23 protein-coding genes and 2 pseudogenes are annotated in these 22,791 nt (G+C 68.5%); 7 read left to right on the top strand and 18 right to left on the bottom strand.

Translation table 11 applies throughout. The annotated features are described in order from the left end of the window. The first annotated feature begins 15 nt into the window (after positions 1–15). Positions 16–1,425, top strand: coding sequence for a recombinase family protein (locus ASG71_RS14650; RefSeq protein WP_082575209.1), 1,410 nt, complete (start codon positions 16–18; stop codon positions 1,423–1,425). Between the two features lie 164 nt (positions 1,426–1,589). Here ASG71_RS14650 and ASG71_RS17030 read toward each other — a convergent pair whose 3' ends face one another. From ASG71_RS17030 to ASG71_RS17015, 5 genes and pseudogenes are all read right to left on the bottom strand, one after another. Continuing rightward, complete coding sequence (locus tag ASG71_RS17030) at positions 1,590–1,946, bottom strand: hypothetical protein (protein ID WP_235564122.1); 357 nt, start codon at positions 1,944–1,946, stop codon at positions 1,590–1,592. 816 nt (positions 1,947–2,762) lie between these two features. Further along, complete coding sequence (locus ASG71_RS14640; protein WP_056740573.1) at positions 2,763–3,980, bottom strand: hypothetical protein; 1,218 nt, start codon at positions 3,978–3,980, stop codon at positions 2,763–2,765. A gap of 140 nt (positions 3,981–4,120) precedes the next feature. Continuing rightward, positions 4,121–4,570: a DUF222 domain-containing protein gene (locus tag ASG71_RS17025; RefSeq protein WP_235564136.1), complete on the bottom strand. Its 450-nt coding sequence runs from the start codon at positions 4,568–4,570 to the stop codon at positions 4,121–4,123. A 251-nt stretch (positions 4,571–4,821) separates the two neighbouring features. Further along, positions 4,822–5,184: pseudogene (locus tag ASG71_RS17020) on the bottom strand (DUF222 domain-containing protein); the annotation flags it as partial. A 181-nt stretch (positions 5,185–5,365) separates the two neighbouring features. Beyond that, positions 5,366–5,614, bottom strand: a pseudogene (locus ASG71_RS17015) (HNH endonuclease); the annotation flags it as partial. A gap of 101 nt (positions 5,615–5,715) precedes the next feature. Between ASG71_RS17015 and ASG71_RS14625 the strand changes: the two are divergent. Next, positions 5,716–6,255, top strand: a complete 540-nt coding sequence (locus ASG71_RS14625) for an NUDIX domain-containing protein (protein WP_082575204.1) — start codon at positions 5,716–5,718, stop codon at positions 6,253–6,255. A gap of 172 nt (positions 6,256–6,427) precedes the next feature. Here ASG71_RS14625 and ASG71_RS16470 read toward each other — a convergent pair whose 3' ends face one another. From ASG71_RS16470 to truB, 4 genes are all read right to left on the bottom strand, one after another. Further along, entirely contained in the window at positions 6,428–6,877 is a 450-nt protein-coding gene (locus tag ASG71_RS16470) for a MarR family winged helix-turn-helix transcriptional regulator (protein ID WP_162254055.1), read from the bottom strand. Between the two features lie 251 nt (positions 6,878–7,128). Then, the gene (locus tag ASG71_RS14615) at positions 7,129–7,599 is read right to left on the bottom strand and encodes a hypothetical protein (RefSeq protein ID WP_056740798.1); all 471 of its coding nucleotides are present in this window, start codon (positions 7,597–7,599) and stop codon (positions 7,129–7,131) included. A 22-nt stretch (positions 7,600–7,621) separates the two neighbouring features. Beyond that, positions 7,622–7,975 carry a hypothetical protein gene (locus ASG71_RS14610; RefSeq protein ID WP_056740567.1) on the bottom strand — a complete coding sequence of 118 codons (354 nt, stop codon included), beginning with the start codon at positions 7,973–7,975 and terminating at the stop codon, positions 7,622–7,624. Position 7,976: 1 nt separating this feature from the next. After that, on the bottom strand, positions 7,977–8,921 hold the full coding sequence (gene truB, locus ASG71_RS14605) for a tRNA pseudouridine(55) synthase TruB (protein WP_200948005.1): 945 nt from the start codon (positions 8,919–8,921) through the stop codon (positions 7,977–7,979). A 79-nt stretch (positions 8,922–9,000) separates the two neighbouring features. Between truB and ASG71_RS14600 the strand changes: the two genes are divergently transcribed. Together ASG71_RS14600 and ASG71_RS14595 are read left to right on the top strand one after the other, a co-directional pair. Continuing rightward, complete coding sequence (locus tag ASG71_RS14600) at positions 9,001–10,194, top strand: pyridoxal phosphate-dependent aminotransferase (protein WP_200948004.1); 1,194 nt, start codon at positions 9,001–9,003, stop codon at positions 10,192–10,194. 78 nt (positions 10,195–10,272) lie between these two features. Then, entirely contained in the window at positions 10,273–10,464 is a 192-nt protein-coding gene (locus tag ASG71_RS14595; protein ID WP_056740564.1) for a hypothetical protein, read from the top strand. 6 nt (positions 10,465–10,470) lie between these two features. Here ASG71_RS14595 and ASG71_RS14590 read toward each other — a convergent pair whose 3' ends face one another. The 7 genes from ASG71_RS14590 to rimP form a co-directional block, all read right to left on the bottom strand. After that, positions 10,471–10,818, bottom strand: a complete 348-nt coding sequence (locus ASG71_RS14590; RefSeq protein ID WP_056740563.1) for a CU044_2847 family protein — start codon at positions 10,816–10,818, stop codon at positions 10,471–10,473. Then, complete coding sequence (trxA, locus tag ASG71_RS14585; protein WP_056740556.1) at positions 10,815–11,264, bottom strand: thioredoxin; 450 nt, start codon at positions 11,262–11,264, stop codon at positions 10,815–10,817. The genes ASG71_RS14590 and trxA overlap by 4 nt, the downstream gene beginning before the upstream one ends. 167 nt (positions 11,265–11,431) lie before the next feature. Further along, entirely contained in the window at positions 11,432–11,956 is a 525-nt protein-coding gene (rbfA, locus tag ASG71_RS14580) for a 30S ribosome-binding factor RbfA (RefSeq protein WP_056740554.1), read from the bottom strand. 244 nt (positions 11,957–12,200) lie between these two features. Then, the gene (gene infB / locus ASG71_RS14575) at positions 12,201–15,041 is read right to left on the bottom strand and encodes a translation initiation factor IF-2 (RefSeq protein ID WP_056740552.1); all 2,841 of its coding nucleotides are present in this window, start codon (positions 15,039–15,041) and stop codon (positions 12,201–12,203) included. 152 nt (positions 15,042–15,193) lie between these two features. Then, positions 15,194–15,643 carry a YlxR family protein gene (locus ASG71_RS16465; RefSeq protein WP_082575200.1) on the bottom strand — a complete coding sequence of 150 codons (450 nt, stop codon included), beginning with the start codon at positions 15,641–15,643 and terminating at the stop codon, positions 15,194–15,196. 93 nt (positions 15,644–15,736) lie between these two features. Beyond that, the gene (nusA, locus tag ASG71_RS14570; RefSeq protein WP_056740550.1) at positions 15,737–16,717 is read right to left on the bottom strand and encodes a transcription termination factor NusA; all 981 of its coding nucleotides are present in this window, start codon (positions 16,715–16,717) and stop codon (positions 15,737–15,739) included. After that, complete coding sequence (gene rimP, locus ASG71_RS14565) at positions 16,717–17,328, bottom strand: ribosome maturation factor RimP (protein ID WP_056740548.1); 612 nt, start codon at positions 17,326–17,328, stop codon at positions 16,717–16,719. Before rimP ends, nusA begins: the two co-directional genes overlap by 1 nt. An 88-nt stretch (positions 17,329–17,416) precedes the next feature. Between rimP and ASG71_RS14560 the strand changes: the two genes are divergently transcribed. The 3 genes from ASG71_RS14560 (at position 17,417) to ASG71_RS14550 (ending at position 20,476) form a co-directional block, all read left to right on the top strand. Beyond that, on the top strand, positions 17,417–18,562 hold the full coding sequence (locus ASG71_RS14560; RefSeq protein WP_082575198.1) for a DUF4439 domain-containing protein: 1,146 nt from the start codon (positions 17,417–17,419) through the stop codon (positions 18,560–18,562). A gap of 93 nt (positions 18,563–18,655) precedes the next feature. Then, the gene (locus tag ASG71_RS14555) at positions 18,656–19,387 is read left to right on the top strand and encodes a VIT family protein (RefSeq protein ID WP_056740546.1); all 732 of its coding nucleotides are present in this window, start codon (positions 18,656–18,658) and stop codon (positions 19,385–19,387) included. A gap of 24 nt (positions 19,388–19,411) precedes the next feature. Next, a complete protein-coding gene (locus ASG71_RS14550) occupies positions 19,412–20,476 on the top strand; it encodes an aminoglycoside phosphotransferase family protein (protein WP_056740540.1) in 1,065 nt (354 codons plus the stop codon). Positions 20,477–20,496: 20 nt separating this feature from the next. Here ASG71_RS14550 and ASG71_RS14545 read toward each other — a convergent pair whose 3' ends face one another. Continuing rightward, the gene (locus tag ASG71_RS14545) at positions 20,497–21,903 is read right to left on the bottom strand and encodes a pyridoxal phosphate-dependent decarboxylase family protein (RefSeq protein WP_056740539.1); all 1,407 of its coding nucleotides are present in this window, start codon (positions 21,901–21,903) and stop codon (positions 20,497–20,499) included. A 78-nt stretch (positions 21,904–21,981) separates the two neighbouring features. Beyond that, positions 21,982–22,776: a sulfite exporter TauE/SafE family protein gene (locus tag ASG71_RS14540; protein WP_056740538.1), complete on the bottom strand. Its 795-nt coding sequence runs from the start codon at positions 22,774–22,776 to the stop codon at positions 21,982–21,984. Positions 22,777–22,791: the final 15 nt, after the last annotated feature.

The raw sequence follows: 22,791 nt of genomic DNA, 5'->3' as shown, positions 1-22,791 counted from the left end.
TGTTAGTCTGACCCCATGAAGACGCCGCGCTCAGCAGCAATCTACGCCCGCATCTCGTCTGATCAGACGGGTGAGGCCCTGGGGGTTACCCGTCAGTTGGAAGACTGCCGCGGGCTGGCCGCTGAGAACGGCTGGACCGTGGGCGAGGAGTACGTCGATAACGACGTGAGCGCCTACCGGTCCAGTGCATCGAAGCCCCGGCCGGAGTATCAGCGGATGCTGGCTGATCTGGCCGCCGGTTACCGCGATGCTGTGATCGTCTATAACCTGGACCGCCTTACCCGGCAGCCGATGGAGCTCGAGGAGTTCACCCGTCTTTGTGAACGAGCCGGCGTGACCCAGGTGAAGTCGGTGACTACGGACATTGACCTTGGCAATGACGACGGGTTGTTTATGGCCCGCATCCTGGCTGCTATCGCGTCGAAGGAGTCAGCCCGGAAGTCCGAGCGGTTGAAGCGGAAAGCTCAGCAGTTGGCCGAGCAGGGGATGCCGAACGGCGGTTATCAGCGCCCGTTCGGTTACGAGCAGGACCGGAGGACGGTCGTGGAGTCCGAGGCGGAGATTCTGCGGCAGATCGTGGCCCGATTCCTGGCCGGAGAGTCCTCGCGGTCCATTTGCGCGTGGCTGAACGAGCAGAATGTGCCCACCAGCACGGGTGGGCAGTGGAAAACGATGACGCTGAACGCCATGCTCAAATCGGCGAGGATCGCCGGACTCAGGGAGCACAAGGGAGTCGTGGTGGCGGAAGCCGTGTGGGACCCGATCATCACGAAGGATCAGCGGGAGCGCATCCTGGCCCAGTTCGCCGCGAAGAGGCGCACCAATACCCGAGCACCGCGCCGTTACGTGCTGTCGGGACTGCTGCGCTGCGGGAAGTGCGGTAACAAGCTCTTCTCAGCAGTCCGCGTTGATACGCGCCGCTACGTGTGCTCCTCCGGTCCGGACCACGGCGGCTGCGGCGGTATCACCGTCGTGGCCCCGCCGCTGGAAGAGTTCTTGTCTGCTGCTGTCCTGCTGCGTCTGGACACTCCCGGGATGGCCGATGCCCTGGCCGGGCGGAGGGCTGCTGACGAGCAGCAAAGCGCCCTTGCCGCCGAGCTGGAGGCGGACGAGGAGCAGATGAAGGTGCTCTCACAGATGTGGGCTGCCAAGGAAATATCCGTCGGCGAGTGGAAAGCGGCCCGTGAACCCATCGAGGCCCGCATCCGAAATGTGAGCCGGCAGCTTGCCCAGCTCTCAGGGTCAAGCAGCCTGGATGGACTCATCGGACACGGTGAGCAACTCCGGGAGAGTTGGGACACTCTGAACCTTGACCGGCAATCAGCGATCATCAAAGCGGTGCTGGACTACGCAACTATCCTTCCCGGCACACCGGGGTCACGCTCGCTGGACCCGGCCCGGATTCAGCCCGTCTGGCGGCTTTGAGGCCACGGCGGTACTCCGGCCGCTGCCGCGTCCGTCCGTTCCGGGCGCGGCCCCCAAAAGCACGCCGATACGGGCGATAACACCGGGATCGGTCACCCGGACAGGGACACCCTGCGCAGCGCAGGTAGCCTCGACCCACGCAGTCAGCTTCTGCCGGTCAATCATCACGCGCCCCACTGCGCCCAGATCGCGGGAGCCCCGGACCAGTCCTCAACAGAGGCCGAGGACCACTGTGTCACCGGAGGGCCGCCCAAATACTCGGACGCCTGGCCCAGAACGTCCGAAGGGGAATCCCCGCTCAGCGACAGTCGGGCCGGCTGGAAACCTTCGGCGACGTCGTAGCGGTGGAGGCCAAAGACCCGCGCTGCTGGATCGGTGAAGGACTTCGAGACGTACTTGGATAGGTAGCCGGCGGCCTTGCGGGCATCCGACAACGGCCCGGACCCCACCGGCATATCGCCAATGAGCTTGATATGGACGAAACCCCGGCCCCAGGCATCCTTGATCAGACGCCGCTGCACATAGCGACCCACAGCGAAGTGCACGTGAAGTCCGTGACCGGTCTTGTGCCACTCCGGAACCCACACGTACGGCAACGGGGAACCCCCCAAACCCGAGCGGAGATCACGGAAGAAGGCACCGACGTGGCTGCGCAGCTCTTTCGGGTCATGGCACCCGTCCCCGGCATAAGTCAATGTCCCAAGCCGGTTAAGGCGATTGGCAGCGCAATAGCGGCGAAGCCGGGAACCAGCACGCCGGCCAGCCTCCGCTGCGGAACGCTCCGGGTCAGAGGCGGACCCCTTAGCGACGAAGGCATGCTTGGGCTTGTAGGAGGATCGGAAGCCGCCCCCGCCCTCCCCGGCGTCGGGATAGAGCGTGAAGAACCAGCCGGCGTCAGGATCGCTGAGACGGTGAAGGGAGGAATTGTGAGGCGTAGTAGGCACGTGGACTCCAGGGAACGAAACCGGCAAGGAATCGCCGAAGTCCGCCAAGAAGATAAGGAGTTCAAGGTGTGCAGCGGGCTTCAGCCTCCGGTCTCGCTCCGGAAGGGCCTCGCTGATTAGTACCTCTGAGCAATAAAACTCGATAGGGGCGCTGGCCTACCTGCGCTGCTCCAGCCCACCAGGAAGGCTGTCCCTCAGAAAAATAAATGTCCACCAGGCCCTGGATCGGCTACGTGCCCTTCACGGTGTGACTCATTAATAGCACGCGAATTACACCCCTGTCACTACCCCAAACAGGCCGACTACGGAGGCACTGAGCTAAGAAAGGAGACTCCGAGTTATGTTGCTATTTCAAGTCAAGGGCCGCCTACGGCGGCCTGCGCGCATCCCGACTTACTTTGGCGCTGCCGAAAGGCCTCCCACGACCGCGGTTACCGCTGCGCCCATTCCAGCGCCCGCAATGGTGGCCCAAACGACGACACGATTGTCCATTCGCTTGGTCTTATGCTCGATTGCTGCGCGGGCGAAGTGTGGGTCCAACGAAGCGACTTCCGCTTCCTCGGACTTCAGATCCGTAGCGAACAATTCTGGCACGGCCCAACGTGATATCGATTCTTGATAACCGCGGTCGATATCTCTGAAAACCTGTTGCAGGGTCTCCATGTTCGCCATAGCCAACCACAGAGAGGCAATCAAAAGATTGGCTCGCCTGACTCGGCCTTTCCCGCGGACAGCCATCCAAGCATCACCGAGGAAGTACCGCAACCGTCGATACAGGCCTTCTTGAGATCGCTTCAGAGTTTCATAGTCGTGGCCGATCAATTCGAAGGACATGGAACGCGCCGAACTCTCGATGTCCAGAATTCGGCGAGCAGTGTTCTTGAGTTCAGCGAATTCCGCAGCGGGCATCTTGATCTCATCGTGAACGGCCTCGACTACGTCTAACCCGCCTTCGAAGGGGCCCTTCACAGTAAGACTGATATCCCTAACGTCTTCGACGCTGAAACCGGTGTCAAAGTCCTCACCGGACCAGAAGTCCACCTTAAACTCGCGGTGTGCAAACAAGTGCTGGCACGCCGGGCTGCAAGCCTGGACGTAAAGGGACTGTCCGGAAGTCACGCAGGCGCGGCGCAGAATCTCGACAGCCACTTGCCCCGTGGCTGGCGAAGTCAGGCCATCACGAGACTCCGGTTCCCACATCACTACGGCGGTGCATCCATCCCAAGCGACGAAGTATGAGTCGATCTCCGGGACCTCACCGTGAATTACCGGCTGATTTTTCCCCGGCACATGAACTTCGAACATGATGGCATCGGAGAACCGCATTGTATGAAAATGGGAGGCGCCGCTCAGCAGTTCGTCCGGCTGGGTCTTGGGCGTGCTGGGGTAAAACGTGCTCTGGCTAGTCCATTCATGGTTCGCCGAGCCTTTATCAACAACCGTCACCCTGTTGTCCGCGCCTAAGGCCGACACGAGAGCCGCATGCACATCCTCCGGGGAGGTGTCCTCAGGACCAAGGCGCAGGATGAAACTTCCAAACCGTGCCACGTAGTGTTTGTCCGAGCCGGCTACCTCTTCGACTTCCGTGCGTTCTGTGAGTATCTGCTCCATGATCCCCCATTTCTTCAACAGCAATGGTCTCACATAGCACTATCTCCCGAAGGAATAGCTGACAGAGACAAACCGACGCATAACTTATGCCGAGGTTCTGAACGGGGCCGCTGAGGCCCGGAGTGCTGCTAGGGGTCATATTAACAATTTGTGCCGTTGTCGGTGCTGGTGGTGCCGATGGTGCAGCCGGGGAAGGTGCAGCCTTGGTCGCGGGCGGTGATGGCTTTGCGGATGTGGGGCGGGAAGATCCGGCTGGTGCGGCCGATGTCGAGGATTCGGCCTTCGGTGCCGAGCAGGATCGGGATGATGTCGGCGTCGCAGGCGATTTTGCGGATGGTCGCGGCGGTGACGGGTCCGGTGAAGGCCAGGGTCCCGGTGCCGGTGAACCTGAGTGGCCCGGTCCCGGGCTGGGCGAACCCGCCTTGGGTGGCGGTGGCGTGGAGGCGTGTCAGGAGGTCGCGGTAGTCGATGGTGGCGAGGATTTGGGGGCGGTGTCCGCCGGTGGCGGGCAGCCCGCCGGCGGCGAGGGCGACTTTGCAGCCGCCGACGAGTCCGTCGAGGAGTTTCTGGGCGCGGGTGCGCCGGTCCAGCGGGTCCGCGGGCGGCCACTCCTGCTCCTCCCCAACATCCGTAGCGCCGCCAGGGTTGGCGCCTGCACGGGGGTGCGGGGGTTGGTGGCGGTGTTCATGACGGTGATGAGGTGTTCGTATTGGTCGGTGGTGGCGAAGATTTCCAGGTGGTGCAGGCCGTGGCGGGGTGCGCGGATGAAAGCGCCCTGGAGGTGCCGGAGGGCTTCTTCGGAGGGTTCGGTCCCGTCCTGGTCGATCGCGTCGACCCAGCGGCGGGTGACCCGGGCCAGGAAGTCCGGGTCGTGTTCGACCGCGGCGGCGGTGAGGGCGTGTTCCATCCGTTTCCGGGTGTCCTCGTCGGTCAGGGGCCGGACCCGGTCCAGGGCCAAGGTGATCAGGGTCGCGGAGCGGGACGGGACAGCACCGGCGGCGAGGGCTTCGGCGAGTTCCGCATGGACCGGGGGCAGGGGTTGGCCGGTCATGCCTATGCGGGGCAGGGTGGCCCCGGCGAGGGTGAGGCGGCGGCGGGCTTCGCCGGCGCTGATCTGCAGCCGGTCGCGGAGGAAGTCCCCGGTTTTGCGGTACCCGTCGACGGCCGGGACCGCGTCCGGGGCCTCGAGCCGGGCACGGTTCACCGCACCCGCGGCGACCAGCTGCAGGTACTCGGCGGCGCGGGAGATCTCCTCGACCCGGCCGGCGTAGTCCGCGGCCTGCCCGAAGTCCAGCAGCGCCGTGTCCGCCACCGCCGTCGCGCACGCACCCCGCAACCAGTTCGGCGGGCTCGGACTCAGACGGCTTCAAGCACGCTGACATAGNCTGCAGGTACTCGGCGGCGCGGGAGATCTCCTCGACCCGGCCGGCGTAGTCCGCGGCCTGCCCGAAGTCCAGCAGCGCCGTGTCCGCCACCGCCGTCGCGCACGCGCCCCGCAACAACGCCAGCACCCCGACCAAGACACCGCCACCCGGCACGTCGCCGGTCAGAGCACGTTCCGCGAAGTCGGCGCCGCGCCCCTCACCACCCGGCCCGCCGGCCGGATGCGCAATGAGAGCTGCACCGATTCCCATGAACCCATTCCACCAGCGACCACCGACATTTTTAGTGCCACCGGGCGCCCGCGGGACTAGGACAACCAGGCCGCCGCCGGCGGTCATGGCAGACTGACGGAATGGAGAGTTCAGAGGATCGGCAGCCGTCAGGATCACCCATCGAACCGCGCCGCCCGCTCGGACCCCGCGACCCGGGCGATGCTTGGGTGGAGGGCGACCGGGGCCGCTTCTGGGGCCGCTTCGGCTCCGCGGGACTGCTGGTGCACGATCCCGCCAAAGGCGTCCTCCTGCAGCACCGGGCAACCTGGAGCGACCACGGCGGGACCTGGGGCCTGCCGGGCGGAGCCCTGCACGAGGGCGAGGATGCCATCGCCGGCGCACTCCGGGAAGCCAGGGAGGAAGCCGCTGTGCCGCCGGACTCCGTGCGGGTCCTGTTCACCTCGGTCTTCGACATCGGTTACTGGACCTATACCACCGTGGCCGCGCAGGCGATCGAGCCGTTCGAGCCCGTGATCAGCGACCCTGAAAGCCTGGAACTCGAATGGGTCGGCCTCGGTGACGTCGCCCTGAAGCAGTTGCATCCGGGGTTTGCCGCCGCGTGGCCGGGCCTGCAGCGCAGGCTCCAGGACAGCCCCGCCGGCGGGGGCGGCAGCGCGTGAGCTGTACGCGCGGGGTGGGGCGGCAATGAGGATACACCGGCGCCGGATAGCGGAACGGCAGCCACCGCGAGCGGCATAAGAACCGACGACGACGGCAGGAGGGCCGCGGCACAGTGCCGCGGCGCCCGCCGTCGTCAACCACATCCGGCCGGAGGGCCGGGATCGGTAAACCCTAGGACCGGCCGGGAACCTCAAAGGCCGCCAGGATCCGGGTTAAATCATTGTGCAGGCTCGACCAGCCTTCGAGGTCCTCGGGAAGTGCGTCGCGTTCGATCTCGTAAGCGGTGGCCAGCGCGGCGCTGCCGGCGGGCGTCAGGGACACGGAGAACTGTCGCCGGTCATTGACATCCTTGGTGCGTGTGACCAGACCGGATTCTTCCAGTCGTCCCAGGACCTTGCCGAGGGACTGGCTTTGCACCCCGATCCGGCGGGCGAGCTGTTCCTGGTTCATCGCCCCGTCCGCCAGGCCGCGGAGCGCGATGACGGCTGCGTGCGTGAGCCCCAACGCGGCCAGGGCCTGGTCTTTGCGGCGCTCGACCACGCGGGCGGCCATCGACAAGAGTTGGTCGGTGCGCCATTTCCGGGTGTCGGCGCTTTTTTGGGATTCCGGGCGTTGGGTCATCCGCGGCACCCGGGACGACGTCCCTGGTCCGCTCTCTTCGGTTCCCATGTTGCTCGGGGAACGGCGTTCATAGTGCTCATGATGCCTCCCTCGATCCGTTGGACAAACGTCGGGAGTACGGCCATGTCTTGACCGCATCCGGAAACTATAATAAGCAGGCTTAGTATGCATTTGGCAAGTCTGCTTACTATTGTGATCCGGACATGCCCCGTGAGGCCCGCGTTTGACGCCGGCCGATGGTCAGGGAATGCTCAGGCGCTGCGGGGCGCCGGCCGGCGGCGGTACAGCCAGACCAAGCCAAGGATCGGCAGCAGCAGCGGGATGAAGCCGTAGCCGCGGCCGAAGAGGGACCAGACCGTTTCGTGCGGGAAGTTGACGGCGTCGAACAGGCTCAAGGCTCCCACGACGAGCACGCCGACCAGTTCGACCAGCACGGCGGTGACTGAGACCGTGAACCAGGTCCGCCCGGCCTTCGCCAACGAAACGGTCGCCACGATGTACACCACGGCGGCGAACGCGGACAGCAGGTAGGCCAGCGGCGCCTCGGAGAACTTGGTGAGGATCTGGTAGCCGGCCCGGGCGGTCGCCGAGAGCGCAAAGACCGCATAGACGGCGATCAGCAGCCGTCCGGGCCCGGTGTTGCGGGTGTCCTTCGCCGGGGCCTCCGGAGAGCTGCCGGAGTTTGCGCCGGCGCCGCCGGTTTCCTGCGGTGCAGGGGTCATGTCCTTCTTTGCCTCTTCCACGTCAGTACCAGATCTGGTTCATCCGGGCGGCCATCACCAGGGCGGTGACGCCGACGGCGGCCAGCACGAAGTTGCTCCAGCGGGTGCGTTCCAGGATGGCCCAGTACACCGCACCCAGCGGCAGCATCAGCGCGGTGACCAGGTAGCCCCAGAACTCCCAGGGCTCCCCCGCCATCTGCTCCCCCGAGGCGACCCGGATGATCGACCCGACCAGGTACACCAGAAGGGACAGTTCGACGGCGGCGACGGACAGGATGGTCGCGTCATTCGGGGCCTTCTTCAGGATCCCGGCCCCCACGCACAGAAAAGTGGAGACGAGCCCGACGACCAGGATGATGTAGAAATACGCGTCCACGTCAGCCCGCCGGTTTCCCGGCCGCGGGGGCGGCAGGTTTTTCGTTGTCGGGGGCGAAGACCAGGACGGGCTTGGCGTAGCTGCCGGCATCGGCCAGCAGCGCCACGAGGGAACCGTCGGGCGCGAAGGCGGCCGCGGGCTTTTCCGGCGTCGCGGCGTCCGGCGTGCCGGCCCCGGGGCCGGCGGTGATCCGGCGGCCGAAGGACAGCTCCGTCGTTTCCTCGGCGGTGAGTTCGCGGTTGGGCATCAGGGCGCGGGCCGCCTGCGACATTTCGAGGATCTGGAGTTCCTCGGCTAGTTCCTCAAGGGTGCGCGCCTGGTCCAGGGTGTACGGGCCCACCTGCGTCCGGCGCAGGGCGGTGAGGTGCCCGCCGACACCGAGGGCCTCGCCCAGGTCGCGGGCCAGTGCCCGGATGTAGGTGCCGGAGGAGCACTCGACCGTCACGTCCAGGTCCAGGGCCGCGCCGTCGTTGCTGCGGCGGAGGTCATGGAGGTCGAAGCGGTGGATGGTCACCGGCCGGGCGGCCAGTTTGACGTCTTCGCCCGAGCGGACCCGGGCGTAGGCACGTTCCCCGTTGACCTTGATGGCGCTGACGCTGCTGGGCACCTGCTGGATTTCCCCGGTGAGCGCGGCGATCCCGGCGCGGACGCTGTCCTCGGTGACCGCGGCGGCGCTGCGGGTGGCGGTGACCTCGCCCTCGGCGTCGTCGGTGACGGTCGACTCGCCGAGGCGGATCGTGGCGGTGTAGGTCTTGGAGGTCCCCACGATGTAGGTCAGCAGCCGGGTCGCCTTATTGATGCCCAGGACCAGCACGCCGGTTGCCATGGGGTCCAGCGTTCCGGCATGCCCCACCTTCCGCGTACCGGCGATCCGCCGCATCCGCCCAACCACATCGTGGCTGGTCCAGCCTTGCGGCTTGTCCACTATCACCAGTCCAGAAAGCACGCCTCCCAGTATATGCGCGCCGCGCAGGCCACCCGGCGCTCCCCCGGGCACAGGAACGACGGCGGCTAGGATGGCAGACATGCCCGAGCTTGCCGCCCACGTCCGCGACGTCCCCATCAACCAGATCCGCCAGATCACCGAGGCCGCCTGGCACACTCCGGGCGCCATCGTGCTGAGCATCGGCGAGCCGGGTTTCCCGCTCCCCCGCCACATCCTTGACGCCGGGATGGCCTGCCTTGACCGGGACGAAACCAACTACACCCCCAACGCCGGCATTCCGGCGCTGCGCGAGGCCTTCGCTGCGCGCTTCCGGGAGCACAACGCGACGCCGGTGGGCGCGGACCGGGTGTACGTCGTCGACGGCGCCCAGCAGGGGCTGCACTTCGCCATGACGCTGCTGCTCTCGCCCGGCGACGAGATCCTCATTCCCAACCCGGGCTACCCGACGTTCGCGATGACCTCCAGCCTGCTGCACGCCGTCCCTGTCCGGTACCCGCTCTACCCGGAGCACGACTTCCAGCCCCGGATCGAGGACATCGAGGAGCTCATCACGCCGAAGACCAAGGTGTTGGTGCTTAACTCCCCGTCCAACCCGCTGGGGGCCGTGCTGGGCGAGGAACTGACCCGCGGACTGGTCGAGCTGGCCCGGCGGCATGACCTGTGGATCATCTCGGACGAGTGCTATGAGGCGTTCACCTACGACGTCCCGCACGTCAGTCCGGCCCGCTTCGACAGCGACGTCCCCGGTGAGGCGCGGGTCTTCACGTCGCTGACCCTGTCCAAGACCTACGGGTTGACCGGGCTGCGGATCGGTGCGCTGATCTGCCCGCCCGGGCTCGAGCAGCAGATGAACAACGTCATGGAAGCGATCGTGTCCTGTGTCGCCTCCCCCTCGCAGTACGCCGCGCTCGCGGCCCTGACCGGCCCGCAGGACTACGTCGGCCATGCCCGTGCCCACTACCGCGCCAACCGCGACGCCGCGTCTGCCGTGCTGGAGGCCAAGGGCATTCCCTTCCTGACCGCGCAGGGGGCGTTCTACCTGTGGGCGGACGTCTCCCACGTCAGCGGCGGCGACGTGCGGGCCTGGGTGCGCCGCTTCCTCGCCGACGCCGGGGTTTCCTTCGCGCCGGGCACTGCCTTCGGGTCGGTCGGCGAAGGGTGGATCCGGATTGCCCTCTGCGGCAGCCAGGCCGAACTTGTCGAAGGACTGGGCCGGCTTCCTGCCCGCGCCCCGGGCGCAGAGCCCCTACCGCCGGCATCCGCCGGGCAGTAGCCTGACCAAAGGCGGCGGCCGTGCCGGCCGATAGCGGGCCGGCAGCGGGGAGCCGGCCGCGTAGGGAAGGAGAATCCTGTGTGGTGGCAGGACCTGCTGTGGGGCATCTGGAACGGAATCACGGCGTGGATCGTGCTGATCGCGCACGTGTTCGGCGCGTGGAAGGAATTCCCCTTCTACAACATGGCCCGGGCCGGGAACTGGTACGACTTTGGCTTCCTGCTCGGCATGGGGTCCCCGTTGCTCGGAATGCTGGGCCGGCGGCGCTGACCGGGCTCAGAGCCTGATTTCCTCCTCCGGCGACTGCGGCAGTGCCGGAGCCGCGGTGAAGGACATCCGGACGATGAAGTGCCCTTCGGCGCAGTTCCTGGCGATGATCGCCCCGGCCTCCCCGGCCAGCTTCACTCCGAACTGCAGTTCCAGGTGTTCGGGGGCGAGTTCCCGCATCACCTCGGCGGCTGCCTTCGCGGCCGGCCGCACGGCCGCCAGCGCGTCCTCCAGCCGCCGCCCGGCGTCGAGGACGCCGAGTTCATTGCGGGCGGGCCGTTCGACGCCGAAGCTGCCCTCGTCGACTTCGACCAGCACGGTGCCGGAGCCAACTTCGTAGCGCAGAATCTCGGTCATTGCGGGCTCCCTTCGCGCGGCGAGGCCAGCGCACCGTCGAGCCAGTTGCGCAGCGCCGACGCCGGCGGCGCCCCGGCCTGGCGGGCCACGACCCGGCCGTCCGCGATGACCAGCATGGTGGGAATGGCCTGCACGTCGAAGCGCCGGGACAACTGCGGGGACCGGTCCACGTCGACCTTGACCAGCTTGACCCTCCCCGCCCGTTCCTGCGCCAGCTTGTCCAGCACGGGACTGACCATCCGGCATGGCCCGCACCACGCGGCCCAGAAATCGACCAGGGCGGGCACCGGGGATTGTTCTGCTACGGCGGCGAAGTCGGCGTCGCCGGCCTCGACGATCCAGGGCAGGTCACGGCGGCATTTGCCGCACCGCGGGTGCCCGGTGGCCGCGGCCGGTGTGCGGTTGGTGGCGCCGCAGTGCGGGCACTTGACCAGGGCGGCGGTCACGGCCGGCCGCCGTCGTTGTGTTTGCCCGCAGTCATGACTCCATGGGACGCTCCGCGGCGCGGACGGGCCTAGGGTCCAAAGTCCCCGCGCCAGGGCCGGGCCCGGGTCCTGGCGCGCCAATGGCCGGGCCCGTTGCCGGGTCCGGCCATTGCGAAAGGTGTGACGGCCTACTTGTTGCGGTCCTCGTCGACGTCGTAGTCCGGACGCAGGTCCTTGTTTTCCTCGTCGAAGTCGTCCTCGTCGAAGTCTTCCTCGTCGAGTTCGACATCGTCGGGGATGTCGCTCTTGTAGGGATCGGCGTCCCCGGCGTGTTTGGCGCCGGCCGCGAGGGCGGCCACCTCGGCGTCGCGCTTCTTGGCCTCGCGCAGCAGCTCCTCAAGGTTGGAGGCCACCACGGGAATCTGGTCGGCGACGAATTCCAGCGTCGGCGTCAGCCGGACGGTGATGTTGCGGCCCACCTCCTGGCGGAGCACGCCCTTGGCCTTCTCCAGCCCCTTGGCCGCATCGGCCTGGGCCACCTCGTCGCCGAAGACGGTGTAATACACCGTGGCGTGCTGCAGGTCATTGGTCACACGCGCGTCCGTCACGGTCACGCCCTCCAGCCGGGGATCCTTCACCCTCCGGCCCAAAGCCTCAGCAACCACAACCTTGATCCGCTGCGCCAACTTGGCAGCCCGTGCGGGATCAGCCATTTCCACTCCTAAAAATTTGGATGTACGACGACGCGGTAGCGGTCCACATACACCTGGGGTTTGGTGCCACGCGCCTAGGTCAAGCCTACGACGGACTCCCGTTGGATTCTTTCCGGCGGCCTGGGAGTGGCATCGGGCCTGCCGAAGCCGGGCGGTTTGCGATCGGAGATCGTAAACCGCCCGGCGAAGGGGCGGGGCCGCCGGAAAAAATCCAACGGCCCCGCACCAGTAACGCTAAGACACCTTAGACGCGCGGCTTCTCGCGCATCTCGAAGGTCTCGATGATGTCACCTTCGGTGATGTCGTTGTACGAGCCCAGACCGATACCACACTCGAAGTCCGTGCGGACCTCGGTGGCGTCGTCCTTGAAGCGCTTGAGCGTCTCAACGGTGAGGTTGTCGCCGATGATCTTGCCGTCGCGGCTGATGCGGGCCTTCGCGTTGCGCCGGATGATGCCGGAGCGGACGATCGAGCCTGCGATGTTGCCGAACTTGGAAGAACGGAACACCTCGCGGACCTCGGCCGTGCCCAGCTGAACCTCTTCGTACTCCGGCTTGAGCATGCCCTTGAGGGCTGCCTCGATGTCATCGATGGCTGCGTAGATGACGGAGTAGAAGCGCATGTCCACGCCTTCGCGATCTGCCAGTTCGGCAACCCGCTCGGCGGGCTTGACGTTGAAGCCGATGATGACGGCGGAGTCGACCGTTGCCAGGTTGACGTCGTTCTGCGTGATCGCACCGACACCGCGGTGGATAACGCGGAGCTGGACACCTTCGCCGACGTCGATCTTGAGCAGCGCGTCTTCGAGGGCTTCGACGGCACCGGACACGTCACCCTTGAGGATGAGGTTGAGGGTGTCGATCTTGCCTTCGGCGACGGCCTGGTCGAAGTCTTCCAGGCTGATGCGCTTGCGGCGCTTGGCCAGGGCGGCGTTGCGGTCGGCGGCTTCACGCTTCTCGGCGATCTGGCGGGCGGTGCGCTCGTCAGCGGTCACGAAGAAGGTGTCACCGGCGCGCGGGACGTTGGACAGACCCAGCACCTGGACGGGGCGGGACGGGCCGGCCTCGGTCAGGGCGCTGCCGTCGTCGTCGAACATCGCACGGACGCGGCCGTGGGCCGTGCCTGCCACGATGGTGTCGCCGACGTGCAGGGTACCGGACTGGACCAGGACGGTGGCAACAGCACCGCGCCCCTTGTCCAGGTTGGCTTCGATCGCGATGCCTCGGGCGTCCTTGTTCGGGTTGGCGCGCATGTCGAGGGCGGCGTCCGCGGTGAGCAGGACGGCTTCGAGCAGCTCGTCGATGTTGAGGTTCTGGCGGGCAGAGACCTCCACGAACATGGTGTCGCCACCGTACTCTTCCGGAACCAGGCCGTACTCGGTCAGCTGGCCGCGGACCTTGTCCGGGTTGGCGCCTTCCTTGTCGATCTTGTTCACGGCCACGACGATCGGCACACCGGCCGCCTGGGCGTGGTTGAGCGCTTCAACGGTCTGCGGCATGACGCCGTCGTCCGCTGCGACCACCAGGATGGCGATGTCGGTGACCTTCGCACCACGGGCACGCATGGCGGTGAACGCCTCGTGGCCCGGGGTATCGATGAAGGTGATCTTCCGATCGGTGCCCTCGTGGTTGTGGGTGACCTGGTAGGCACCGATGTGCTGCGTGATGCCGCCGTGCTCGCCCGCCATGACGTCGGACTTGCGGATGGCGTCGAGCAGCCGGGTCTTACCGTGGTCAACGTGGCCCATGACGGTGACTACCGGAGGACGTGCCTCAAGTTCCTCGTCGCCCTCCGCTTCCAGCTCGGCATCGAAGTCGATGTCGAAGCCGGAGAGCAGCTCGCGCTCCTCGTCTTCCGGCGAGACAACCTGGAGCTTGTAGCCAAGCTCCTCGCCCAGCAGGGCAAAGGTTTCCTCATCCAGCGACTGGGTCGCCGTGGCCATTTCGCCGAGGTGGAACAGGACGGTTACCAGTGCGGCGGGGTTTGCCTCGATCTTGTCGGCGAAGTCCGTGATGGACGAACCGCGGCGGAGCCGGATCACAGTGTTGCCGTCGCCGCGGGGTACGCTCACGCCACCCAGCGACGGTGCGCTCATCTGCTCCAGTTCCTGGCGCTTGGCACGCTTCGACTTGCGCTGCTTGCCGCGGCCTGCGCCGCCCTTACCGAAGGCGCCCTGGGTGCCACCGCGACCGCGGCCACCCTTGCCGAAGCCGCCGCCGGCCGGGGCGCCGCCGCCACCGGGACCGCCGGTGCCGGGAGCACCCGGACGGCCCGGGCCACGGCCGCCACCGGGACGGCCTGCACCGGCGGGTGCGGGACGTTCAGTGCGGTTGGGCATCATGCCCGGAGTCGGACGGTTTCCACCGGCACCGGGACGGGCACCGGGAGCGCCGGCCGGACGCGGAGCGCCCGGACGGGGACCGGCTGCGCCAGCCGGACGGGGAGCGCCCGGACGGGGGCCACCGGCACCTGCTGCAGGACGCGGGCCGCCGGGGCGGTCGCCTTCGGTGCGGCTGCCGCCCGGACGGGGCATGCCCTGGGACGGTGCGAACGGGTTGTTGCCCGGACGGGCGGTACGTTCGGAGTCGCCGCCGCGGCCGCGGGGCATGCCCTGGGACGTGGCGAACGGGTTGTTGCCCGGACGCGGACCACCGGGGCGCGGGGCGGAGCCGCCCTGGCGTGCCGGGGCTGCCGGGGTTTCGGCCTTGGGTGCCGGACGGGCACCGGGCTTGGCGCCGGTGGACGGAGCCGCGGGGGCTGCGGTCTCGGCGGGTGCCGGTGCCGCTGCGGGAGCGGCCGGAGCCGGTGCTTCAGCCTTGGTTTCGGCAGCCTTCGGCGCGGCCGGAGCCGGCGCGGGCGAAGGACGGGTTGCGGCCGGGGTGGCCGCGGGGGCCGAGGCGGGCGCTTCTGTCTTCGGAGCGGCAGGCGCATCCGGGTAGGCGTTGCGGAGTTTCCGCACCACCGGGGCCTCAATGGTGGAAGAGGCGGAGCGAACGAATTCGCCCAGTTCCTGCAGTTTGGTTACTGCATCTTTGGAAGTAATACCGAGCTCTTTCGCGAGCTCATGTACGCGGACCTTGGCCACATTTCTCCTGTCTCGGTCCGCACCGAGCCAGGCACGAACCGTCTACTTCTTACTGCGGGCCTCCGCCGCGAGTGCAGCTGAAAGGCCCATTGCAGAGCGCAACAAAGTTGTCATCGTTGCGCACTCATCGCTGGGAACTCATCGGGTTTCCATCAGTTTTCTGACCCGCTTTCAGGTTGGACGGTTGTTGCGGCGGTCACCGGGGTGTCCGCCGCTGGCATGCCTGCCAGAATCCGGCGTTCGACGTCTTGGGTTCCGGCGGCGCCGTTGAGGGCGCGTCCGAACGCTCGACGTTTGACCGCCAGTGCCAGGCACTTTTCACTGGGGTGCAGCCATGCTCCCCTGCCAGCCATCCGGCGTCGTTCATCGACCACGACGGCGGATGATCCGCCGGCGCCGGCGACGAGCCGGAGCAACTGGGACCGCGGTCCCTTCTTCCGGCATCCGATGCAGGTACGCTCCGGCTGGTTCCCGAGGTGTTGCACTGCTGCCACTACGAGTAACTTCCTGCCGATCTGCACCTGCCGCGGCTCCGGCGGCCGGCACGGAACCGGAACAGCTGAAGCAAACGGACACCGGCCGTTAGGCGCGGTTGTATCCATTCTAGCCCCTTCGGCCCCTCTCCCCCGAAACGACGCCGGGGGCAGGCGCCCGCCGGGCCCCGGCAGCGGAGCCGGAACCCGGCCTCGCCGGAGCTACTTGCCGCGGTTGTCGACGGCGTCGGAGACGATGTCGATCCGCCAGCCCGTGAGCTTGGCGGCCAGCCGCGCGTTCTGGCCTTCCTTGCCGATGGCGAGGGACAGCTGGTAGTCGGGGACGACGACGCGGGCGGAGCGGGTGGCTTCGTCCGTGATCGTGACCGAATTCACCCGCGACGGCGACAGTGCGCTGGCGATGAACGTGGCCGGGTCCTCGCTGTAGTCGACGATGTCGATCTTCTCGTCGTTCAGCTCGTTCATCACGGCGCGGACGCGGGAACCCATCTCGCCGATGCAGGCGCCCTTGGCGTTGACGCCGGGGATATTCGCCTTGACCGCGATCTTGGTCCGGTGCCCCGCCTCGCGCGCCAGTGCGACGATCTCCACGGAGCGGTCCGCGATTTCCGGGACCTCCATTTCGAACAGCTTGCGCACCAGGCCCGGGTGGGACCGGGAGAGGGTGATGGACGGGCCCTTGGTGCCGCGGTGCACGTCGATCACGAACGCGCGGAGCCGGCTGCCGTGGGTGTACTTCTCGCCGGGAACCTGTTCCGGCGGCGGCAGGAGCGCCTCAACCGTTCCGAGGTTTACCTGGATCATGTGCGGGTTGTTGCCCTGCTGGATGGTGCCCGCCACGAGTTCGCCCTCGCGGCCCTTGAACTGGCCCAGGACGTTGTCATCCTCGGCGTCGCGCAGCCGCTGCAGGATGATCTGCCGTGCGGTGCTCGCCGCGATGCGGCCGAAGCCGGCCGGAGTGTCCTCGAACTCACCGATCGGCGCGCCGTCGTCGTCGATTTCGGTCGCCCAGATGGTGACGTGGCCGCTCTTGCGGTCGAGTTCGGCGCGGGCCTTTTCGAAGGCGCCGGGCGTCTTGTGGTAGGCCACCAGCAGGGCCTGCTCGATGGTCGGAATCAGGAGATCCAGCGGGATTTCGCGCTCACGCTCCAGGAGTCTCAGTGCGCTCATGTCAATATCCATTAGGCCTCCTCGGAAGGTCCATTGTCGTTCTCCAGACCGGCCTCATCGAGGTGGCTGAACTCTATCTCGACTTTTCCACTGCGGATCCTGTCGAAAGGAAGTTTGACGGGTTCACCCTGCTTGGGCTTCATGCCCTTTTTGACCGCCAGCTCCGGGACCAGGGTCACGCCGCCGTCGTCGACGGACTGGATGCGGCCGGTGACGTTCTCGCCCTGGATCACGTTGACGGTGACCATGCGGCCGCGGGCGCGGTGCCAGTGGCGCTCCTCGGTGAGCGGACGGCCGACGCCGGGCGAGGAGACCTCAAGGTCGTACGGGCGGGAGTCGGTGCTGGGATCGTTGTCCAGGATGTCGGAGAGGGTCTTGGAAATCTCGGCGATGACGTCCAGGCTGACGCCGCCGGTTTCCTCCTGGGGCAGGTCCACCACAACGTGGACCACCCGGTTCGCTCCGGCGATGTGGATCGAAACGTCCTCCAGGAACAGCCGGTTGGCCTGCACTGCAGGCGCAAGGAGCGCGTACAGGCGCTCGGCCTCCAGGTTGTGGGCGGCGGCGTCAGCCTTCCCCGTCCCGGTCCGGTCTGTCGAAGTCGTGGCTTCTGCGTTGGTCATGATGCCGCCCGCCTCCTGCTAGATGATGTTGTGTCTACTAGCCTAGCGATATTCGGGCCGACATGGTGCACCCCAGTTTCCGGCCGGCATGACAACATGGTCTGTTGTGAAAGACGACGGCGGGACCCAGCGGCGGCGGTTCCGGCTGCCCCGGGACCTGCCCCGCATCGCCCTGCTCGCCTGCCTCGCCGCCGTCGTGGTGAGCCTGGGATTTGTCTTTGTGCCCGGAAATCCGCCGAAACCGGCGGCGCCCTCCGTGAGCGAGCGTGCCCGCGCCTCGGCCCTGGCCGACGCCCTGAGCCTGCGGACCCGGGCCGAACAACTGCAGGCAACCGCCACGGAAGGCTCCCGGGCCGCGGACCGGAAGGCATCCCCGGCCGCTGCCGGGACCGCGGTTCAGGCCGCTGTGACTTTGCTGACAACCCAGGCCAGGGCGCTGCTGCGACCCGGCCCCTCCCCCGAAGCCTCCGCCACCGCGGCCCCGGCAACCACCGCCCCCGCGACGCCGGCGCCGCCCACCGCGGCCCGCCTGGCTGCGGACCTTGCCAGCAGCGGACGGCAGCGGCTGGCGGACGCCCGCACCTCCGACGGCGGTATGGCCAGGCTGTTGGCCAGTGTGGGGACCGCCCAGCTGCTGCAGTCCTCCGCGCTGGCCGCTGCGGCCGGCACCCGGGACCCGGCGGCGGGTTTCCCGGAGAAGGCGACCGCCGAAGTTCCTGGGCCCGAGGTTCCCGCCGCCGGCTCCTGCCCGCCCGCGACGGGATCGCCTGCAGACGGGACCCCCGGCCCCCTTGCCGCCGGGCTCCCCGAGGCATTGGCGGCGGTAATGCAGGCCGAGCTGGAGGCCGTCTACGGCTACCAGGTGGCACTGACCCGCCTGGACGGCGCCCCGGCTGCCGCGGCCAAAGCCCGGCTGGCCCACCACGAGGCGCTGGTGACCGGTGCCGACACGCTGGGCCGGGCGCAGTGCGCGGCGGTTCCTCCGCGCGAGCCCGGCTACGCCCTTGACCAGGCCTTCCTGGCCAGCCCCGGACGCGGCTTGGCCAGTCTGGAGGCCGCCTCCCTGACGGCCTACGGCGAGCTCGTTGCCCTGAGCGAAGGACCCACCCGGCAGTGGGCTGTCGCCGGCCTGCTGGGCGCCGCCCGCCGCGCCGCGGCCTGGGGCGCAGCACCCGGTCCGTTCCCCGGCCTGGCCCTCGATCCGGCGTCGCTGCCCACCCTGCCGCCTGCCTGAGCCACCAGCGCACGCCGGTCAGCTAAGGCCGGGCTTAGGTTGTTTAGCCTTGCAATGCTGGCCTGCCGGGGTGGCCGGTGGTTTGCTGTAGTCATGGAACCCAGCAGCGCAGCAGCCCTTCACGACAACGAACCCCACCACAACGACATCGCGCACCGGCTCAACTGGCTCCGCGCCGGCGTCCTGGGCGCCAACGACGGCATCGTTTCCGTCGCCGCCATCGTGGTGGGCGTCGCCGGTGTGACCACGGATTCGGGCCCGATCCTGATCGCCGGCGCCGCTGGCGTCGTCGGCGGCGCCATCTCGATGGCCCTGGGCGAATACGTCTCGGTCAGCAGCCAGAAGGACAGCCAGCAGGCACTGGTCGAGAAAGAACGCCGTGAGCTGGAGGAACAGCCCGAAGAGGAACTCGCGGAGCTCGCCGCGATCTACCAGGGCAAGGGCCTCAGCCCGGAAACCGCCCACCAGGTCGCCACGGAACTGACCGCCCACGACGCCCTGGCCGCGCATCTGTCCGCCGAACTGCACATTGACGAGACGGATATCGTCAGCCCGTGGCACGCTGCCTTCGCCTCGGCCATGGCCTTCCTGATCGGCGCCATCCTGCCGATGCTGGCGATCCTGCTGCCGCCCGAAAACATCCGCGTCCCCCTGACCTTCGTGGCCGTGCTCGTGGCCCTCGCGGCGACCGGCGCCATTGGCGCCTGGATCGGTGGCGGCTCCAAGCTGAAGGCCGCCATCCGGGTGGTGGTCGGCGGCGCCGCGGCGCTCGTGGCCACCTTCCTGATCGGCAGCTGGCTCGGCGCCAGCGGCATCACTGCCTGACCTGATGCGACTACGCTGGAGGCGATGATTTCCCCGCCAGCAGTGCCGATCCCGCCCGACCTCGGCCGCCGCTACAGCGGCAACTCCGAGGGACGGGCCTGGCTGTCCGCCCTCCCCGGCCGGATCGGCCAGTGCCTGGAACGATGGGGCCTTGAACCGGACCTCGCCCCGGGCGGCAGGCCGTGGAACGGCCACGGCGCCGTCGTGGTCCCCGTCCGCCGCTCCGCCGACGGCAAAGCGGCAGTGCTGAAGCTCGCCTTCCCGCACGACGAGAGCCTGGCCGAACGCCACGCATTGGCCCTGTGGGGCGGCCGCGGCGCCGTCGAATTGCTGGACGCGGAACCGGCGTCCGGTGCCCTGCTGCTCGAACGGCTCGACGGCGGGCGTTCGCTGCAGGACGTTCCGCTGGACGAGGCCGTGAATATCTGGGGCAGCTTGGTCCGCCAGTTGGCGCTGCAGCCCGATGACCGGCCGCAGTGGCGCGAGTTCGGGCATGTGGCGGCCCAGGCCGAACAGTGGAGCGATGAGCTTCCGGAAAGCTGGGAGCGGCTGGGCCGGCCCTTTCCGCGCTGGTTGCTGGAGGCCGCCCTGGAAGTCTGCCAGACCCGCGGCGCCGTGGGCCGGCGCTCGGCCAGGGATGTCCTGGTCCACGCCGATCTGCATTTCCTCAATGTCCTGGCCACGCCGACGTGCGGGGCCTCGGGTGCGTCCGCGGACGTCGGCACGGCGGGCTTCAAGGCGATCGACCCGCACCCGCTGGTCGGGGAAGCCGAGTTCGCGGTGGCACCGCTGCTGTGGAACCGGCTGGCCGAACTGCCGCGCACCGGCGCGCCCCGGGCCCTGCTGGAGCGGTGCGCGGCCCTGGCCGCTGCTGCCGGCCTGGACGGCGAGGTGGCCCGGCAGTGGGCGGTGGTCCGCGAAGTGGAGAACGCCTTGTGGTACGCGGCCAAACGGCACCACGACGGGGACGTGGCCCGCTCCCTGTGGGTGGCCAGCACCCTGGCCGGGGACACGCTTCCCGGCCTGCCGGCCGGACCGGACCTGCCGGCGCCCGGCGGCGCCGTCCAGGTGATGAGCGCGCCGCGCTGACGCAGCGCCCGGCGGAGACGCTAACCCCGGACAGCCGCCAGGGCCTCCCGGACGCTGTCGACGGCGACCCCGACGTCGGCTGCGTCCGTGCTCCAGTTGCTCACCGAGATCCTCAGGATGTCCCGGCCCTGCCAGCGCGAGCCGGACATCCAGACCCGGCCGTCGGCGATGATCCTCGCCGTCACCGCGCGGGTCGTGGCGTCGTCACCGAAGGCCAGCGAGACCTGGGTGTAGCCGACATCGTTGAGCACCTCGACGCCGTCGAGTGCGGCCAGCCGCTCCGCCAGCTCCCGGGCATGACCGACCAGCCCCCGCACCTGGGCTGCGACACCGTCCCGGCCCAGCGACTTCAAGGCCGCCCAGACCGGCACCCCGCGGGCGCGGCGGGAGAGCTCGGGCACCTTTTCGAAGGGATCGGCCGCACCGTCGGCGGCCTGGATCAGGTAGCTGGTGTGCACGCCCATGGCCGCGCGGAGCGCCGCGGCGTCCCGGACCACCGCGATGCCGCAGTCGTAGGGGACGTTGAGCGTCTTGTGCGCATCGGTGCCCCAGGAATCGGCGTCCTGCAGCCCGTCGGTGAGGGCTGCGAGTTCGGGGACGGCGGCGGCCCACAGGCCGAAGGCGCCGTCGACGTGGACCCAGGCGCCGTGCGCCCGGGCGACGGCAATGGCCTCACGGAACGGGTCGAAGGCGCCGGAGTGGAGATTGCCGGCCTGCAGGCAGACCAGCAGCGGGACCGGCCCCGTCCCCTCCGCGGCGGCGCGGTCCAGGGCGGCGCCCAGGGCCGCCGGGTCGATGCGGCCCTGGCGGTCGGCGGGCACCACCGTGGGCCGGCCCAGGCCCAGGTAGCGCAGTCCGAGGTCGATGGTGTCGTGCCGTTCCTGTCCCACGAAGCAGCGGATCCGGGGCGCGCCGGCCAGGCCGTCGGCATCCAAGTCCCAGCCGGCGTCGGTCATCAGCCGCCACCGGGCCGCGGCCAGGCCGGTGAAGTTGGCCATGGTGGCGCCGGTGGCGAAGCCGACGTCGGCGCCGGCCGGCAGTCCGAGCAGCTCCAGCAGCCAGGCTCCCGCGGCCTCCTCGATGGCCGCCGTCGCCGGGGTGGCGAACCGGAGCCCGGCGTTCTGGTCCCAGGCGCTGACCAGCCAGTCCGCGGCCAGTGCGGCGGGCAAGGTGCCGCCTATCACCCAGCCGAAGAAGCGCCCCGAGGGCATGGCCATCAGCCCTGGTTCGGCTTTCGCGGCGAGGTAGTCCACCACCTCGGCCGCCGGGGTGCCCTCCCGGGGCAACGGTCCGCCGAAATCGGCGGCGAGCCCGGCCGCCGTCGTCGCTGGTCCGACGGGCCGGGTGTCCTGGCTCTCCAGCCATGCGCGGGCATGCCGGGCGGCGGCGGCCAGGGCGTCGCGGTAACGCTCTTCCGGTGCTGACATAGCTGCATGCTACGCCCGCGCCGATGCCCGCGGCAGTCCCCCGCTGACGGTGCCCGGCGGGGCCGGGGCTCTCCGGCGTTACCCGAAGGTGTCGTGCCAGACATCGGAGCCGAGTTTGATGATCAGCGCGGCGACGACCACCAGGAAGACGATCCGGATGAACTTGCTGCCCCGGCTGACCGCGGTCCGGGCGCCGAGGTAGCCGCCGGCCATGTTCGCGGCGCCCAGGACCAGCCCGAGCCCCCACAGCAGCGAGCCGTGCGGCAGGAAGAACAGCAGGGCGCCGGCGTTGGTGGCCATGTTGACGATCTTGGCTTTGGCGCTGGCCTCGAGGAAGGCGTAACCCATTGCGGACACCAGCGCGATGATCAGGAAGGACCCGGTACCGGGCCCGATCATGCCGTCGTAGAAACCGATCACGGCGCCGATCAGGCAGGCGATGATGTAGTGCCGGTGGCCGTCATGCCGCAGCCGGGTCAGCTCCCCCACGTTGGGCCGGAACGCGGTGAACAGCGCGACGGCGACCAGCGCCGCCACGATGATCGGTTTGAAGACGCTGGCCGGCAGGCTGGCCGCCAGTACCGCCCCGCCGAAGCTGCCGGCCAGGGCGATCACCGCCATCGGCACGGCGGTGCGCAGGTCGGGCCCGACGCGCCGGTAGAAGGTGACGGCGCTGGTGGTGGTGCCGAAGATCGAGCCCATCTTGTTCGTCGCGAGGGCCTGCACCGGGGTGATCCCGGGCACCAGGAGCATGACCGGGAGCTGGATCAGCCCGCCCCCGCCGACCACGGCGTCGACCCAGCCGGCGGCGAAACCGGCGACGACGACCAGGACCAGGGTGGCGAGCTGGATCGACTCAAGCCCGGAGACCATCCCCTGCAACGCGGG

The organism is Arthrobacter sp. Soil763, assembly GCF_001428365.1.
Taxonomy (GTDB): domain Bacteria; phylum Actinomycetota; class Actinomycetes; order Actinomycetales; family Micrococcaceae; genus Arthrobacter.
The sequence above is the reverse complement of the archived record's forward strand: the minus strand, read 5'-3'. Positions and strand labels throughout refer to the sequence as shown.